The organism is Micromonospora mangrovicola (assembly GCF_047200535.1).
Taxonomy (GTDB): domain Bacteria; phylum Actinomycetota; class Actinomycetes; order Mycobacteriales; family Micromonosporaceae; genus Micromonospora.
In genome coordinates this window covers 1-13,415 of the sequence record NZ_JBJZOG010000135.1, presented here as the reverse complement: position 1 = coordinate 13,415, position 13,415 = coordinate 1, and the positions used below count along the sequence as shown (strand labels likewise).

General features: G+C 69.2%; 12 protein-coding genes. 6 read left to right on the top strand and 6 right to left on the bottom strand.

Annotated elements, in window-relative coordinates; translation table 11 throughout:
* Nucleotides 1-187: 187 nt before the first annotated feature.
* A complete protein-coding gene (locus tag ACL02O_RS31010) occupies nt 188-862 on the bottom strand; it encodes a nucleoside/nucleotide kinase family protein (RefSeq protein ID WP_412821728.1) in 675 nt (224 codons plus the stop codon).
* A 332-nt stretch (nt 863-1,194) separates the two neighbouring features.
* Nucleotides 1,195-3,195, bottom strand: coding sequence for a WD40 repeat domain-containing protein (locus ACL02O_RS31005; RefSeq protein WP_412821727.1), 2,001 nt, complete (start codon nt 3,193-3,195; stop codon nt 1,195-1,197).
* 415 nt (nt 3,196-3,610) lie between these two features.
* Here ACL02O_RS31005 and ACL02O_RS31000 point away from each other — a divergent pair, with 415 nt between their 5' ends.
* From ACL02O_RS31000 to ACL02O_RS30990, 3 genes are read left to right on the top strand one after another with little or no spacing between them, the layout of a single operon-like run.
* Complete coding sequence (locus ACL02O_RS31000) at nt 3,611-4,069, top strand: MarR family winged helix-turn-helix transcriptional regulator (protein WP_412821726.1); 459 nt, start codon at nt 3,611-3,613, stop codon at nt 4,067-4,069.
* A 7-nt stretch (nt 4,070-4,076) separates the two neighbouring features.
* A complete protein-coding gene (locus tag ACL02O_RS30995) occupies nt 4,077-5,018 on the top strand; it encodes an alpha/beta fold hydrolase (protein WP_412821725.1) in 942 nt (313 codons plus the stop codon).
* A complete protein-coding gene (locus ACL02O_RS30990; RefSeq protein ID WP_412821724.1) occupies nt 5,015-5,812 on the top strand; it encodes a phosphotransferase family protein in 798 nt (265 codons plus the stop codon). Before ACL02O_RS30995 ends, ACL02O_RS30990 begins: the two co-directional genes overlap by 4 nt.
* Nucleotides 5,813-5,916: 104 nt before the next feature.
* Here the strand turns inward: ACL02O_RS30990 and ACL02O_RS30985 are convergent, their stop codons facing one another.
* The 4 genes from ACL02O_RS30985 to ACL02O_RS30970 all read right to left on the bottom strand — a co-directional run bounded on the left by ACL02O_RS30985 (nt 5,917) and on the right by ACL02O_RS30970 (nt 9,580).
* Nucleotides 5,917-6,885 carry a GNAT family N-acetyltransferase gene (locus ACL02O_RS30985; protein ID WP_412821723.1) on the bottom strand — a complete coding sequence of 323 codons (969 nt, stop codon included), beginning with the start codon at nt 6,883-6,885 and terminating at the stop codon, nt 5,917-5,919.
* A gap of 72 nt (nt 6,886-6,957) precedes the next feature.
* Nucleotides 6,958-7,398: a VOC family protein gene (locus ACL02O_RS30980; protein ID WP_412821722.1), complete on the bottom strand. Its 441-nt coding sequence runs from the start codon at nt 7,396-7,398 to the stop codon at nt 6,958-6,960.
* 288 nt (nt 7,399-7,686) lie between these two features.
* On the bottom strand, nt 7,687-8,628 hold the full coding sequence (gene hemC / locus ACL02O_RS30975; RefSeq protein WP_412821721.1) for a hydroxymethylbilane synthase: 942 nt from the start codon (nt 8,626-8,628) through the stop codon (nt 7,687-7,689).
* Between the two features lie 496 nt (nt 8,629-9,124).
* Nucleotides 9,125-9,580: a GNAT family N-acetyltransferase gene (locus ACL02O_RS30970; RefSeq protein WP_412821720.1), complete on the bottom strand. Its 456-nt coding sequence runs from the start codon at nt 9,578-9,580 to the stop codon at nt 9,125-9,127.
* Between the two features lie 271 nt (nt 9,581-9,851).
* Between ACL02O_RS30970 and ACL02O_RS30965 the strand changes: the two genes are divergently transcribed.
* From ACL02O_RS30965 to ACL02O_RS30955, 3 genes are all read left to right on the top strand, one after another.
* The gene (locus ACL02O_RS30965) at nt 9,852-10,349 is read left to right on the top strand and encodes a DinB family protein (protein ID WP_412821719.1); all 498 of its coding nucleotides are present in this window, start codon (nt 9,852-9,854) and stop codon (nt 10,347-10,349) included.
* A gap of 760 nt (nt 10,350-11,109) precedes the next feature.
* Nucleotides 11,110-12,171, top strand: a complete 1,062-nt coding sequence (locus ACL02O_RS30960; protein WP_412821729.1) for an amidohydrolase family protein — start codon at nt 11,110-11,112, stop codon at nt 12,169-12,171.
* A gap of 220 nt (nt 12,172-12,391) precedes the next feature.
* Nucleotides 12,392-13,015 (top strand): hypothetical protein, encoded by a 624-nt coding sequence (locus tag ACL02O_RS30955; protein ID WP_412821718.1) that lies wholly within the window; start codon nt 12,392-12,394, stop codon nt 13,013-13,015.
* Nucleotides 13,016-13,415: the final 400 nt, after the last annotated feature.

The following is a 13,415-nucleotide window of genomic DNA, read 5'->3' as shown; positions in this document are numbered from 1 at the left end:
AGTTTAATGGCTAGCCAACAAAATCTCTCCGGTCCGAGCGCCACCTCTCCTGCGGCGGGGTGGGCCCGTATCGCTGGTCGGCGGTCTATCCAAGATTAGGTGCACACATCTGCCGCAGGCCGGGCGTCACGTTGCGTGACGAAGGCGCGGTGAGGTCGAGCGCGCGGCCGTGCCGAGTCGAGTGCGGTCAGTGTGTTCGAGTCTCCCAGACCGGCTGCTGGGGCTCGTCGTTGTGCACGATGATGTCGACGTGATCGGTCGGGCGGACCTCAGAGAAGTAGAACTGTTGGGAGGGGATGTAACGCTCGCGCCAGCGCCGTTCGACGTCGGCCCGAGATGACACCCGGCGCTCTCGGATCACGGCCCGCTCCACGGTCGCCTCGAGCGTGGTTGACACGAAGATGCGCAGGTCCCACCGGTCAATCAGTTCCGGGCGCATGAGGAAGACGCCGTCGAAGATCAGCACGGCGTCGGCGGTGGCATTGGTGAGCGGCGGGGACAGCGCGGTATCCGCGGTGCGGTCGTGGACCGCGTGTTGGAAGCGTCGGTCTCCGCCCGGGCCAAGCGGATCGAGCAGAACCCGGTTCAGCGCTTCGTAGTCGTGGGTGTCGAAGTAGCAGCCTTCGGCCGAGTACTCACCGCGTGGATAGCGCTGTGCCCGGGGGAAGAGGAAATCGTCGATCGTCGCGCGGATGACGTCGCGGCCCTGTTCGCGCAAGATGACGGCCATCTCGTCGGCGAGGGTGGTCTTGCCGGCGGCGGGCGGTCCGTCGATGGCAACCCGCGTCGGGTGTGCGACCGTGACGGACCCGACTGCCTCAGCCAGGCGGCCGAGCATCTCGTCGCGGGTGCGTCGGTCCATGTCCTGCCCGTTCCTAGTCTCGCGAAGGTCGCCGTGTCGGGCCGACCTTATGCGCGTCAGCCTTTCCGCGCCCGCCACGCCCCGAGTGAGCGAGGTTGCCGCGTGCGCAAGTGGCTGCGGTCGCGGCGCAAACGGGCAGCAGGACGCCGTCAAGACAACATCCTCATCTGCCGCGAAGCGCCCGTCACGGAAAGCAACTGGATCGCGGGTTCCTGCATCCGGGCGTGCCGATGAGCGTGCACGCCGAGACTGAGCTGCATGGGGTTGCGCGACCTTTGTTCACGGCGCCAGCACGAAGTTGTCAACGATGTCGGTGTTTGGCACGGGGCTGCCTAATGAGTTCCATCACCGCTGATGGCTTCATGGTCCACCGCTGACCGCGTGCCGGGGCCGACCGTGAAGAGGTAGCCGCTGTCGAGGACGATGATCTGGTCGGCGGTGACCGAGAGGATCCGGTGGACCTGTCGCGGCAGGGTGACGGCCCGGATGGTGCGGCCCGTTGCGATGTCCCAGATCCGCAGGACTCGGTCGGCGCAGCTGGTCGCCACGACTGGGGCGCCGTCGAGCACGGTCGGCAGGACCGCCCAGACCTTGCCTGGATGCGTCAGTGCCGGCCCGGACGGCTCACCGGTGGTGATGTCGGCGCAGGTGATGGTGTTGCCCACGACGCTGACCACCACGGTTCCAGCCACCTGCAGGGCGGTGACGGCGTGCGGGCCGGGCCAGTTCATGGGGTCCACGGTGTATTCGATCGGGCCGGTGTCCTCGGCGAACCGGCCGGGAGGCGGAATCTTGGTCAGGTCGGCGCCGTCGAACCAGCGGATCCGGCCGTCGTCGGTGCCGGTCAGTACGACGGTGCGGCCATGCAGGTCGCCGAGCGCGACCGAGGTCGCCCGCAACGATTCGGCTATGTGGGTCGAAGCGCGCAGTGTCAACGTGGCCACGTCCCAGACGGCGAGGGTGCCGTTGAGGTCCACCATCGCGGCGAGGCCGTCACGCGTGGCGGCAGCCGACAGAATCGGCCCGGCCACCGATGGCCGAGGGGCTGTGCGGATTTCGCCGGTGGCCGGGTCGATGATCGTCGGTACGAGGTCGGACATGGACAGGACCAGGTCTCGGCCACCGACGCTGACGGTCCGCAACTGCGGGCGTCCACCTACGGACCGGTGCTTGGTGGTACGTTCGCCGACCGATCGGAGCTCCTGCCCATGGGTCGAGTCGTACACCCGGTACGGGCCGTCCTCGTCGACAGCGACGACGACGGCCCGTCCGCCGATCGTGGCCGCGGTCGCGTCGATCAAGTGCGGCCGGTCCTTGGCGTCCTGTGTGAGGGGATCGGTGAGCTCCAGGAGGTTGGTACGCCCCTCGGTGCTGCCGCCCTGGGCCGCGAAGACGAACCGGCCGCAGGCGGCGACATTGTTGACGTCGGACGTGAAGTCGGTCCGGATCGTGCCGCGAACGACCCCGTCACGCAGGTCGACGATCCGCAGCGCTCGTGACTCGCCGAGCACGGCCCAGGCACCACCGGCAGCGAACGCCAGCGTCCCGATCGGGCGCGCGGTGCTGGAGAACTGTGCGACCGCCATCGCCGTCGTGGGATCCCAGATGGTCAGCAGGCCGCTGTCCGCGACGGTCACCGCACGCCGCTTGCCGTCCAGCACGGTCCAGCCGCCGCAACTCGTCTCCTCGGCCGTGGCCACCTCGCCGGTACGGCGCAACCCGTCGAGGTCGTGGAAGCACACCGTCCCCGTCCAGCGGTCCTCACCGCCGAGGCTCAGGACTGCCGGCGGCCCGTCGGTGCTGATCGCGACACGGGCGACATAGCCGCCGTGTGCGGCGGTCCTCGCCAGCAGCCGGCCGTCGGCCAGATCCCACTGCAGCAGGTAGCCACCCTCGGTGCCGGTCACCGCGACACCGGCGCCGACCGCGAGGCTGCGCAGGCCACCCGCGCGCGGGGGGACGTCGTCGGCGGCGGTGGCCAGCAGCAACCTACCGGTGGCGAGGTCCCACACGAGCAGCCGCTCGTCCTCGACCGCGACGACGGCGTGACCGGCGAACGCGGCATCCCGGTGGAACTCGTGCCGCCCCTCCAGCCACAGCCGGTGCACCACGCCATCGGAAAGGGAGATGCGGTACACCGTGTCCCCGGCAAGCGCCCATGCGAACGTGTCGTCAAGGCGCACCGCGGTGATCAGGGAGCCAAGCTGATGCGCCTGCCGTAACGCCCGGCTCAGCGGTTCGCCGGCGGTCCACTGCGGCAGCCACGCCGCCGGGCCCTCGACCCGCAACTGCTCGGCGTGTTCGGTCTGTCCACGCCGCAACAACGTCAACATGCGCTCAACGCGATCCAACTCGCGCCTCCCCCCGAAGATCATGAATACGATACCCAGGAGGAGGGGACCTCTGCCTCAACGTCAGGCCGGCCGACTCATTGGCATGACTCCCACAGGGAACGGGAAACGGGTCTCGCGTCTTGATCTATGGCCCGGATCTGCCGCCGATGGTGCATCACGCTGAGTGATGGGCTGGGCGGCCTTCGACTCGCGGTCCTGCCGATGTCAGCGCATGTGATCTTGTGGCAGTGGCGCCGCTGTCGACGGATGCGGCTGGCCCACTCGGGCCCCACAGGTCCTGCTGAGCGAGCGTCGGAGTGGATCACGAGTTGGAACTACCTGGCTGGTGGGACAGACCCCAAACCGGTTGGCAGGGATCTTGCTTGCGCCGACAAGTCATGTCAACATCATTGACATGTCGATCGGTGAGCGCGACATCGCTTTGTTCTTCCTGGGCTGGCGCGGCTTCGTTGACACCGCGGACACGGTCCTCGCCGAGCACGAGCTCGGACGGGTGGACCATCGCATTCTGTACGTCGTTGTCCGGCAGCCCGGCATCACCGTCAGCGAACTCGCTGGCGCGCTCGGCATTAGCCGGCAGGCCCTGCATCGCCCGTTGTCTGGCCTGCTACGCCGCGGCTACGTCACCCGGTCGGCGTCTGCGAGAAGCCGCCGTGAGCGGGCATTGTCGGCCACGGCGGCGGGTGCGTCCGTCGAACATGCGGCGACCGGTCCCCAGCTGACACAACTCGAGCAAGTCGTGGCTATCGCCGGCCCTGCCGCTCTCGCTGGTTGGCGTGCGGTGATGCGCTGCCTCGCCGAATCCACCCTCGCAGCCTCCCCACCCAGCACCCGCCACCTCATCGAAAGCTGACCATGCAATGCCCAGCCTGACCGACCAGTTCCTCGACCTGCCCAGCGGACGCACCCACTACCGCGTCGACGGCTCCCCCAGCGGGCCCATCGTCGTCCTGATCCCCGGCGCCACCCTGCCAATGTTCGTCTGGGACGGACTCGCCGAATCGCTCATCGACGCCGGATACCGCGTGGTGCGTTACGACCTGCTCGGTCGGGGCGCCTCCGCAGTCCCGCGGGTGGCGTACGGGGCGGACCTCTACCAACACCAACTTGCCGAACTCCTTCAGCGGCTGGCCGTCGCGAGGCCGGTCCACCTGGTGGCGCTGGCGTTTGGGACGATCATCGCAGCGGACTTCGCCGACCGGCATCCCGAACGACTCGCGAGCCTGACCTACGTAGCCCCGGACGGTTTCGGCGTCCACACCACCCGGTTCGGTCGCCTCATGAAGCTTCCCGGCGTCGGCGAACTCCTGCTCCATGCCGCAGGCACCAAGATCCTGCTGTCCCGGCTGCCCCGCTACTCGCACCGCACCGAGGTGATCGACGCACTGCGGGACAAGTTCCGGCCGTACGTGTCAGCACCGGGATTCCAACGGGCCGTGCTGTCGTCGATCCGCCGGATGCCCATCCAGGACGCGACATCGCTTTATGCCCGCGTCGACGGCCGTGGCATCCCGACATTGGTGTTGTGGGGACGCGAGGACCGCATCGCACCACTGCCTGAACACTCCACCCTCAGAAAAAGTCTGCCGGGCGCCGAGATCCAGATTCTCGACCAGACCGGCCACCTACCGCACGTCGAGCGCGAGACCGAGACAGCAGCCCTGTTGACCAACTTCTTGGCCCAAACCTCCGGTACAGATCTTGAAAGTGTCTGCGAAAGGGGTTGCGTGGGCTTCGGCGCGACGGGCATCACTGCGGACTGCCACGAGTTGACAGTCAGGCCCGGCAGGGCGTTGGAGTGATCGGGGCCAAGCTCGGCGCCGGCCGCGAGGCAGACGTGCACGCGTGGGGCGACGACACGGTCGTGAAGCTGTACCGTGCCGGTTTCCTCGGGCACCGCGCGGAGGCGCTGGCCCTGACCAGGCTGGATGGTCGCGGCGTGGCCCCGAAGCTGGTCGACACCGTGGAATGTGACGGGCGCACGGGATTGGTGCTGGAACGTCTGGGCGGGTCGGACATGCTGTCGCTGCTGCAGCGGCAGCCGTGGCGGCTACTCGGCCTGGCACGTGCGCTGGCCGAGGCGCACCTCGCCGTTCACGCGGCCCCGGCGCCAGGTGACCTTCCCGAACTCCGGCCGGTTCTGGCCGCCCGTATCGCAGACGCCGTCCTGCCACCGCATCAGCGAGATTACGCTCGGCGGGTCCTCGACGCGCTACCAGACGGCGACCGCCTCTGCCATGGGGACTACCACCCCGGCAACGTCCTGGTCGACGCCGATCGGGTCGCGGTCATCGACTGGCCGAACGCGGCCCGCGGCGTGCCGGAAGCGGACCACGCACGCACCATGCTCCTGTTGCGGTGGACCGATCCGCAACCCGACATCCCGCCCGTGTCCCGCGCGCTGATCACGGCCGGTCGGTCGATGTTCGCCCACCGCTACGCCCAGGCATACCGTGGCCGTTCGCCGCGGCGGCTCTGGCAGCCGGCCGCCTGGCTGGTCGTGCACGCTGCCGCTCGCCTCGCCGAGGGCATCGAGGCCGAACGGGACACCCTCATCGGCTTCCTCGACCGAGCCCACCAGAGGCCCGAGCGGTGAACGGCCACGGGACGCACCGCCAGCACTCGTCGCCCGCCAACCGGATCTGCCGCTTTCCGCGCGCCGAGCCCGCAGCCGCTGGCGGACGTCACAGTCGCGACCGGTCAGTAGCGGATCAGCCGGTGCAGCCGCAGGAACGTCTCGCTGAAGCCGAGCGCCGGCCAGGCCCGCGAGGCGAGCAGGTTGGTCACCCGCCAGTCGGTGACCACACTGTCGAACCCGGCCGACACGGCCCAGTCGATGACGGCTGCGCCGAGGGCCCGTCCAGCGCCGGCGCCACGGACGTGCGGGAAGACCGCCGCGAACCCGAGGAACCCGGCGTGGTCCGGGCGGGCCAGGTTCAGGTGCCCGCTCGACTTCTCCAGCGCGCAGCCGACGGCCGAGCCGATGACCCGGCCGTCCGACTCGGCCACGAAGGTGGCGTACGCGGGGTTGTCGATGTCGACCGTCCACTCGGCGAGGGCCTCCGCCAGCGTGCCCACCCGGCCGGCGGAAAACGTCGGGGCCCGGCCGTGATGCAGTGGCAACTCAAGTTCGAGTTGGGCGAGCGCCGGGATGTCGGCCCGGGTCGCCCGGCGCACCGACAGCCCGGCCGGCGTACCCGTTCCCGGCCGGGCGGGGGGCCGGATGGCGTGCGCGTGCTGCTGGCCGAAGCCCAGGCGGAACCAGGCCCGCACCAGCTCCGCGTCGTGCGCCGGCACGACGACGTAGTGCGCCGTGCGGCCTTCGTCGACCCACCGGGTGGCGGCGACCGCGTAGAGGTCGCGCATCACCTCGGCGTCGGTGACCGCGAGTCCGGCGGCCTCCACCCAGATGTTCGGTCCCCACAGCGGTGACGGCTTCGGGGCACCGAGGACGAAGCCCACCGGGACGCCGGCGCGGTACGCGACCGCTCCCGACGCGTCCGGCGTCTCGTACACGGCGGTCAGCTCCGCCCGCGCAACGGCGGCGTCCTCGGACCGGGCAGACAGCAGCGGCTGTGCGACGCGGTGCCGGCGGTGCCGGTCGGCCAGCAACGTGCCGCAGGCAGCCAAATCGGCGGCCGTGAACGGCCGTAGCTCTGTCCGGGACATGGCCGGCACGCTACGCACCACCGGCGCCGAGGTCATCCGGGTTTTTCGGATGCACGGCTCCGTCGGCGGCCCTCAGCCGAGCTGTTCGGCGAGTCCGACGACGATGCCCTCCGGGCCGCGGACGTAGCAGAGCCGATAGCTGTCCTCGTACTGCGCCAGCCCGCCGACGAGTTCGGCGCCGTGGGCGCGCAGCCGGGCAACGACGTCCTCGATGTCGTCGACGGCGAACATGATGCGACGAATGCCCAACGTGTTCGCCGGTGCATCCTTCGGCTCGGCGCTGATCGCCTTCGGCGTGTGGAACATTGCCAGCTCGATCCGGCCGTGGCCGTCCGGGGTCCGTAGCATCGCGATGTCCTGTCGGACGTCGTCGATCCCGATGACCCGCTCCACCCAACGCCCCTCGATTGACCCCTTGCCCTCCAGCTCCATGCCGAGTTCGACGAAGAACGAGACAACAGCGTCAAGGTCGTCGACAACGATGAGGACGTTGTCCATCCGCTGGATCGTCATGCTGGATCCCTTCTCGTTGTACGACCACGGTGCCCCATCCCCTACTGAGACGGAGCCGCCAGGCCGTTCTCGACCGACTGCGCACCATCTTCTGCGGAAACCTCGTGACACGGCGGTGCCCGTTAAAGACGTCCGCTTCTGCCGCGCGACCGTGCGTCACGTTGAGTGACAGGGCGAGGCGGCACTCGACGCGCAGTCTTGCCGAGCTCCGGTAACGCCCGGTCTGCGCCGCGGTCCCGTGCCCGCGATCTTCGGGTTGAGCTCGGGGCGACGGTATCTGACGGTCGGTCAGGCCGACTCGTGGGCAGGCAGATCGAGGAGGTCACGGGCGCCTTGGCGCAACAGGGCCGCAGCGACGGAGGTCCCGAGGGTGATCGGGTCCGCCGCCCATTCGTGCACGTCGAGCACGGTCTTGCCGTCGAGGCTGATCACTCTCGCCCGCAGGCCGAGGCGCCCGTCGGGCTCGCTGCGGGCGAGCGCAGCAATCGGTGAGTGACAGCTGCCCTGCAGGATGTGCAGCATGGTCCGCTCGGCCACGGTCTCCTGCTCGGTTCGCGGGTCGTTGAGGCTCACGGCCAGGTCACGGGTTCTGGTGTCGTCGTCGCGGCATTGCAGGACCAGGGTGCCGGAGCCGACGGCCGGGACCATCGTTTCGACGTCGAGCGGACCGGTGATCCGGTCGGCCTGCCCGATCCGCTGCAGGCCGGAGGCCGCGAGCAGCAGCGCGTCGTACATCCCGGCGGCGTCGAGCTTGGCCAGCCGGCTGTTCGCGTTGCCACGGATGGCCACCGGCACCAGGTGCGGCCAGTGCAGGGCCAGCTGCGCAACCCGCCGGACCGCGGAGGTACCGATCCGGGCGCCGGCGGGCAGCTGCTCGATGCGCAGTCCGCCCGGGTGTACGAGGCAGTCCCGGACGTCGTCGCGGGTGAGGTAGGCGGCCATCACCGTGCCTGCCGGTGCCGGCCGGTCCCCAGGTACGTCCTTGACGCAGTGCACCACCAGGTCGACGTCCCCGGCGACCAGGGCGCCGTCCACCTCCTTGGAGAACGCCCCCTTGCCACCCAGCGCGGCCAGGTCGCCGTGCCACCGGTCCCCGCTGGTCGACATCGACACCACGTCCACGGTGACCTCGGGGTGCCGGTCGGCGAGCATCACGCGGACCCGCTCGACCTGGGCCAGCGCCATCGGGGAGTTGCGGGTACCGATACGCAGCAGGCGGGAGTCGGACATACCGGCGAGGGTAGCCCGCTAGATACGAGCGCCGACGACCAGGCCGGATGCCCATCCCATGACCACCGGCCGGATCCCTCGACAGATTTCTTACCAAGCTCGTCGGAATCGCACCACCGACGCAGACTGACGACCCGGTCACTGATCAGCGAAGCCCTACCCGCCGCACAGCTCGGCACCGGCTTCCGAAGCTGCTGCGGGAGCGCCGTCGCTGGGAGCCGCGGCCAGCGGAGGCGTGGACCTGGTGAGCGGATGGCCGCTGGGGTCGGGCGGCAACGCCGGCCCAGACCTCGCAATCCGGGTTCTTCCCACCACTCCAGTGGTTGGCTTCTGGGCCGGTCAGAGTCTGCAGCGTGCCGACTCCCCGAGCCTGGTTGCGGTTCACGGCCGTTTCGTGACGGAGACGACCTCGGAGCTGCACGAGTCCACTACCGAGAATCAGCACCTCCGACGGGTCGCAGGAGGTCGAGAAGCCGGGCGGTCGGGCGGATCGCGGTCACAGGTCTTTGGCCATGTTGCGGCCGGTCTCGGTGAAGCCCAGCTGCTCGTAGAGCGCCCGGGCGCCGGTGTTGTGGGCGAAGACGTGCAGACCGATTCTGGTCAGCGCGTTGTCGTGGCACCAGCGCTCGGCAGCCAGCATGATCGCGCGGCCGTAGCCCTGGCGGCGTACGTCGGGCTCGACGGCGACGTTGTAGACGAACGCGGTGTCGTGGGTGACTTTGACCCAGAGGAAACCGACCCGGCGGTCGCCGTCGTAGGCGTACCAGAAATGGTGGTCAGGGGTGGCGGACTCGTCGGGAAGCAGCTGCGCGTAGGTGTCGGCGGCGTTGCGGGCCGCGTCCTGCGCCGACCGGCCCGACGCGGCGACGCTCTGCGCGTAGTGCGCCTCGGCGTCGGCCCGCCACGGTTTGTACTGATCCTCGGTCATCGGCTCCAGCCGAACGCCCGCCATGACCGACAACCTACCGAGGCAACAGCTGGCGCGGATGAACGATGACGAAGTCGCCGTACTCGACGGCCCGGTGCCCTTTCAAGCAGGTTGGGCTACCGCGCAGCCGAGGGCGTGCCACAGGCTCCTAGGGTGAACGCCCTCCAAGGCCAGACATCCGGATCTGCCGCCGCCCGCGCGTCGCGGAGTGCGGCCTGCTGTCCACCGGTGGCGACGCGCGGACGTGCCGATGTCCGCCAGGCGCTCCTGCGCGACGGTCTGGAATGCTTCGCCCATGCCTTCCTACCCGCCCACCTTCGCCGATCAGGTCGTCGCACAGCCAGCCCCTGCCCAGCTCGAGGCGTTCCTCGACGAGCACCGCGGCGCGCTCAATGGCTGCTTGGACGGGCTGACAGAGGAACAGGTGCGCCGATCGTTGGTGGCCTCCCGGACCACGCTGCTGGGTCTTGTGAAGCACGCGACCTTCGTCGAGAAGGTCTGGTTTGACGAAGCCGTCACGTGCCGGTCGCGCGCTCAGATCGGCATCCCTGCGACGTCAGAAGAGTCGTTCATCCTCGATGACGACGACACGATCGCCACCGTCCAGCACGCACACCGCGAAGCCTGCGCAGCATCACGCCGTGCGACATCATCCCTGGGTCTGGACGACATCCTTCACGGGCACCGGCGGGGCCCGCTTCCGCTGCGGTGGGTGTATCTCCACGTGCTGCGCGAGCTCGCCCAGCACTGTGGGCACGCAGACATTCTTCGAGAGCAGCTCATCAACGAGTAGTGCGCGGACGTCCGCTCACTGCCGCTGGCCGCGCGATGCGGCAACCTGAGTCAGTCCATCTGCTGTCGGCCACAGTCACGCGTGACCCCAGCGCCAGATCACACCGTTTTAGCGCACGTTCAACGCCGCGATGATGGTGACCGTTCCTACTGAGCCGACCCTCGTGCATGGTGATCGTCATGCCCGGCTGGAGATGCCGCCACAGGGCCGGGGACAAGGGGCTGAGGCGGACCGACCCGGTGGCGCCTGGTGACAGGGCAGGAGCGGGCTCCAGATGCGTGCCAGGAGCAAGTCGGAGTCTCCCACGGCCGTACGCCGGCCGAGGTCCACAGCGGTTGGAGGATGCCCTTGCCCGGGATCGGCGTTCGCCGGCCACCTTCGGGGGCGACAGGAGCCGCAACTCGGCGCGGACGATGCCGTGGAGGCTCTCCCACCGGCCCGAGTGGCACCGCGACATCGGCGAGCCACATCAACTCGGCGCTGTCGATCAGCAGCTCCAACCAGACGGTCGCGGGTCGCCAACCGGTGTCGAGGTCCATGAGGATGTCGAGTGCGATCTCCCACTCGTCGTGGTCGAGGTACTCGCGTACATCGGTCACCGTCACGCCGACCGCTCGTGTCGATGAGCGGATGTCTCAGCCGTGGTTCTGCCGGGTGAGCAGAACCAGGCCGCTGATCGGATTGGTTGGCCAACGATGGTGGCATGCTGACCACTTGGCCGTCTGGGTGGGTTTCGGTACCGGGGGTGAGCTCCTTGGCGGTGTTGCGAGTCCGCGGTTTTGCACTTCCCGGGGGCGAACCGGTCGACCTTTACGCCGACGGTGATCGATGGACTTCGGATCCGGTGGCCGGTGCTGAGCTGGTCGCCGAGGGCTGGATACTGCCCGGGTTGGTCGATGCGCACACCCACCCAGGAGTCGAGAAGCCAGGCCAGCCACTGGATTCAGCTGCCTTGAGAGAGGATCTTCGGGCGCATCTGGATTCAGGCGTCACGCTCATCCGCGCTCCCGGCCTCGCGGGCGACCCGCCTGACTGGTTCGGCCAAGCGGACGGGAGTCCGCGAGCCGTCCACGCCGGCCCGTGGATCGCCCAGCATGGGCAGTTCATGGAAGGGTGGGGCCGACGCCCGGAGCTGACCGATCTGCCCACCGTGGCAGCTGAGCAGGCAGCCCGCACCGGCTGGGCCAAGGTGGTGATCGATTGGCGGCCGGACGACGATGTCGTGCCGGTCGGAGTGCTCCGCGAGGCTGTCACGCGCGTGCACGCGGTCGGTGGGCGCCTCGCGGTGCACTCACAGCACGCGTCAGGCGGGTTGGTCGCCGTCGAGGCGGGTGTGGACTCCGTGGAGCACGGCATGGGCATGGACCTGGACCTGTTACCGCGTATGGCCGAGCAGGGCATCGCGCTGACTCCGACGCTGTCGGTAATCACCGCTGCCCTGGCGAAGATCGCCGCTGATCCGGAACATGCACGCAAGAGCTGGTACGTGCCTGGGGCAAGCAGGCACGCCAGGCTCACCGCTGCCGCCGTCGAGGCTGGGGTCACCGTGCTGGCCGGCACGGACTCCCGGCCGCATGGTGGCATCGCCCAGGAGATCCGCGCTCTGGTAGCTGCCGGCGTTTCGCCGCATGACGCGCTCGCAGCCGCATCCTGGACCGCCAGGTCCTACCTCGGGCTGCCCGGCCTCGTGGACGGAGCCCCAGCGGACGCGGTCGTCTTCGGCGTCGACCCACGGACCGATCTCAGCCAACTCGACAAACCCCGAGCCGTCATCATCCGTGGAAAGCGTGCCCCCAAGCGATCCGCTCTCCACCGACCCTGAAAGAGCACAACATCCGGATCCGCGGCCGTGGGGGTGCCGGCCGCGGGCGGTCGTCACAGCTCATGAGCCTCCGTGGGCGCTGGCGACCCCGCTCATGGTCGACAAGAGGTTCCCACGGCGAATCCGTGCCATCGAACGTGCGGCCACCCACGGGGCCGTGGTGGGCAGCCCACGTGATAGCGATGAACAGCGGGATCTTGGTTGTACTAGTCTTCGCGCCATGGCCTTGCGTCCGGACCAGTTCCATGACCACGCGATGGCTGTCGCGGACAGCGAGCGGCGGCTTCCGCTGGCGCGCATGACGGGATGGGACATCAGCCCGTTCGAACAGGATGGATTGCGCGTCGCACCGCTGCGCCCGCCGGTGCTGCCCGAGCCCGCCCGGCACGGCGAGGACCCGGCGGAGTGCCGGAACTGTCAGGAGCGCGACGAAGGAATCTGGTTCAACGATCACTGGCGGCTGGCCCGTGTCCCGGGAGTGGGCGTGCCGCTGGTGCTGATGCTGTACCCGCGCGATCACTATGACATGGCGGACCTCCCCGACGATCTCGCCGCGGAGCTGGGACTGCTGACCACGCGAATCGTCCGCCACGTGCAGGCTCTGCCGCACATCTCTCGAGCTCACGTCTATCGCGTCGGCGACGGCGCCGCTCACCTGCACGTCTGGTTCTTCGCCCGGCCGGAGGGCCAGGCGCAGCTCTACGGATCCTGGCTGGTCGTCTGGGACGACCTCCTGCCGGAGTATCCCGCCGACGTCGCCGAGGCGGACGCCGCGATCGTGGCTGATGCCCTGGTCGCCTCGCATGGGGGCCGTCGATCGGCCGCCGCCCCACCGAGTGCCTGACCGGCTTATCCGCAGCAGCAACCGCTCCCCGCCGCCCCGCACCGCCATTGTCATCTGCCGCGAAGCGGTCGCTACACTCCGTCACGGACTTGCCGGCTGCTCGACGTGCGAACCTGCAGCCGCGCGCACATACGCTAGCCCCATGGGTGTCCTTGGCCACGGGAGCAACCGCGGACCTGCTGGACTACCTACGGACCAACGCACGCCCTGACACCGGGCGGCGGGGCCGACCTCGATGGGTGGGAGCTGCATACCCACCCTCATTGAACAGTTGGAGGAGATCGCCGGATCACGGCGAGCCGTCGTTCCGGTCTACGAGGTGGTGGCCATCGCACAGAAGGGCGTCGCGGCGTGCACAGATCCAGCCGGCGGCGTGCCGGCAGCCGTCGGATGTCGTCTG

Bases quoted from the DNA above. Each gene is read 5' to 3' on its own strand.
- ACL02O_RS31010 (WP_412821728.1), bottom strand. From the start codon at position 862: ATGGACCGACGCACCCGCGACGAGATGCTCGGCCGCCTGGCTGAGGCA.
- ACL02O_RS31005 (WP_412821727.1), bottom strand. From the start codon at position 3,195: ATGTTGACGTTGTTGCGGCGTGGACAGACCGAACACGCCGAGCAGTTG.
- ACL02O_RS31000 (WP_412821726.1), top strand. From the start codon at position 3,611: ATGTCGATCGGTGAGCGCGACATCGCTTTGTTCTTCCTGGGCTGGCGC.
- ACL02O_RS30995 (WP_412821725.1), top strand. From the start codon at position 4,077: ATGCCCAGCCTGACCGACCAGTTCCTCGACCTGCCCAGCGGACGCACC.
- ACL02O_RS30985 (WP_412821723.1), bottom strand. From the start codon at position 6,885: ATGTCCCGGACAGAGCTACGGCCGTTCACGGCCGCCGATTTGGCTGCC.
- ACL02O_RS30980 (WP_412821722.1), bottom strand. From the start codon at position 7,398: ATGACGATCCAGCGGATGGACAACGTCCTCATCGTTGTCGACGACCTT.
- hemC (WP_412821721.1), bottom strand. From the start codon at position 8,628: ATGTCCGACTCCCGCCTGCTGCGTATCGGTACCCGCAACTCCCCGATG.
- ACL02O_RS30970 (WP_412821720.1), bottom strand. From the start codon at position 9,580: ATGGCGGGCGTTCGGCTGGAGCCGATGACCGAGGATCAGTACAAACCG.
- ACL02O_RS30965 (WP_412821719.1), top strand. From the start codon at position 9,852: ATGCCTTCCTACCCGCCCACCTTCGCCGATCAGGTCGTCGCACAGCCA.
- ACL02O_RS30955 (WP_412821718.1), top strand. From the start codon at position 12,392: ATGGCCTTGCGTCCGGACCAGTTCCATGACCACGCGATGGCTGTCGCG.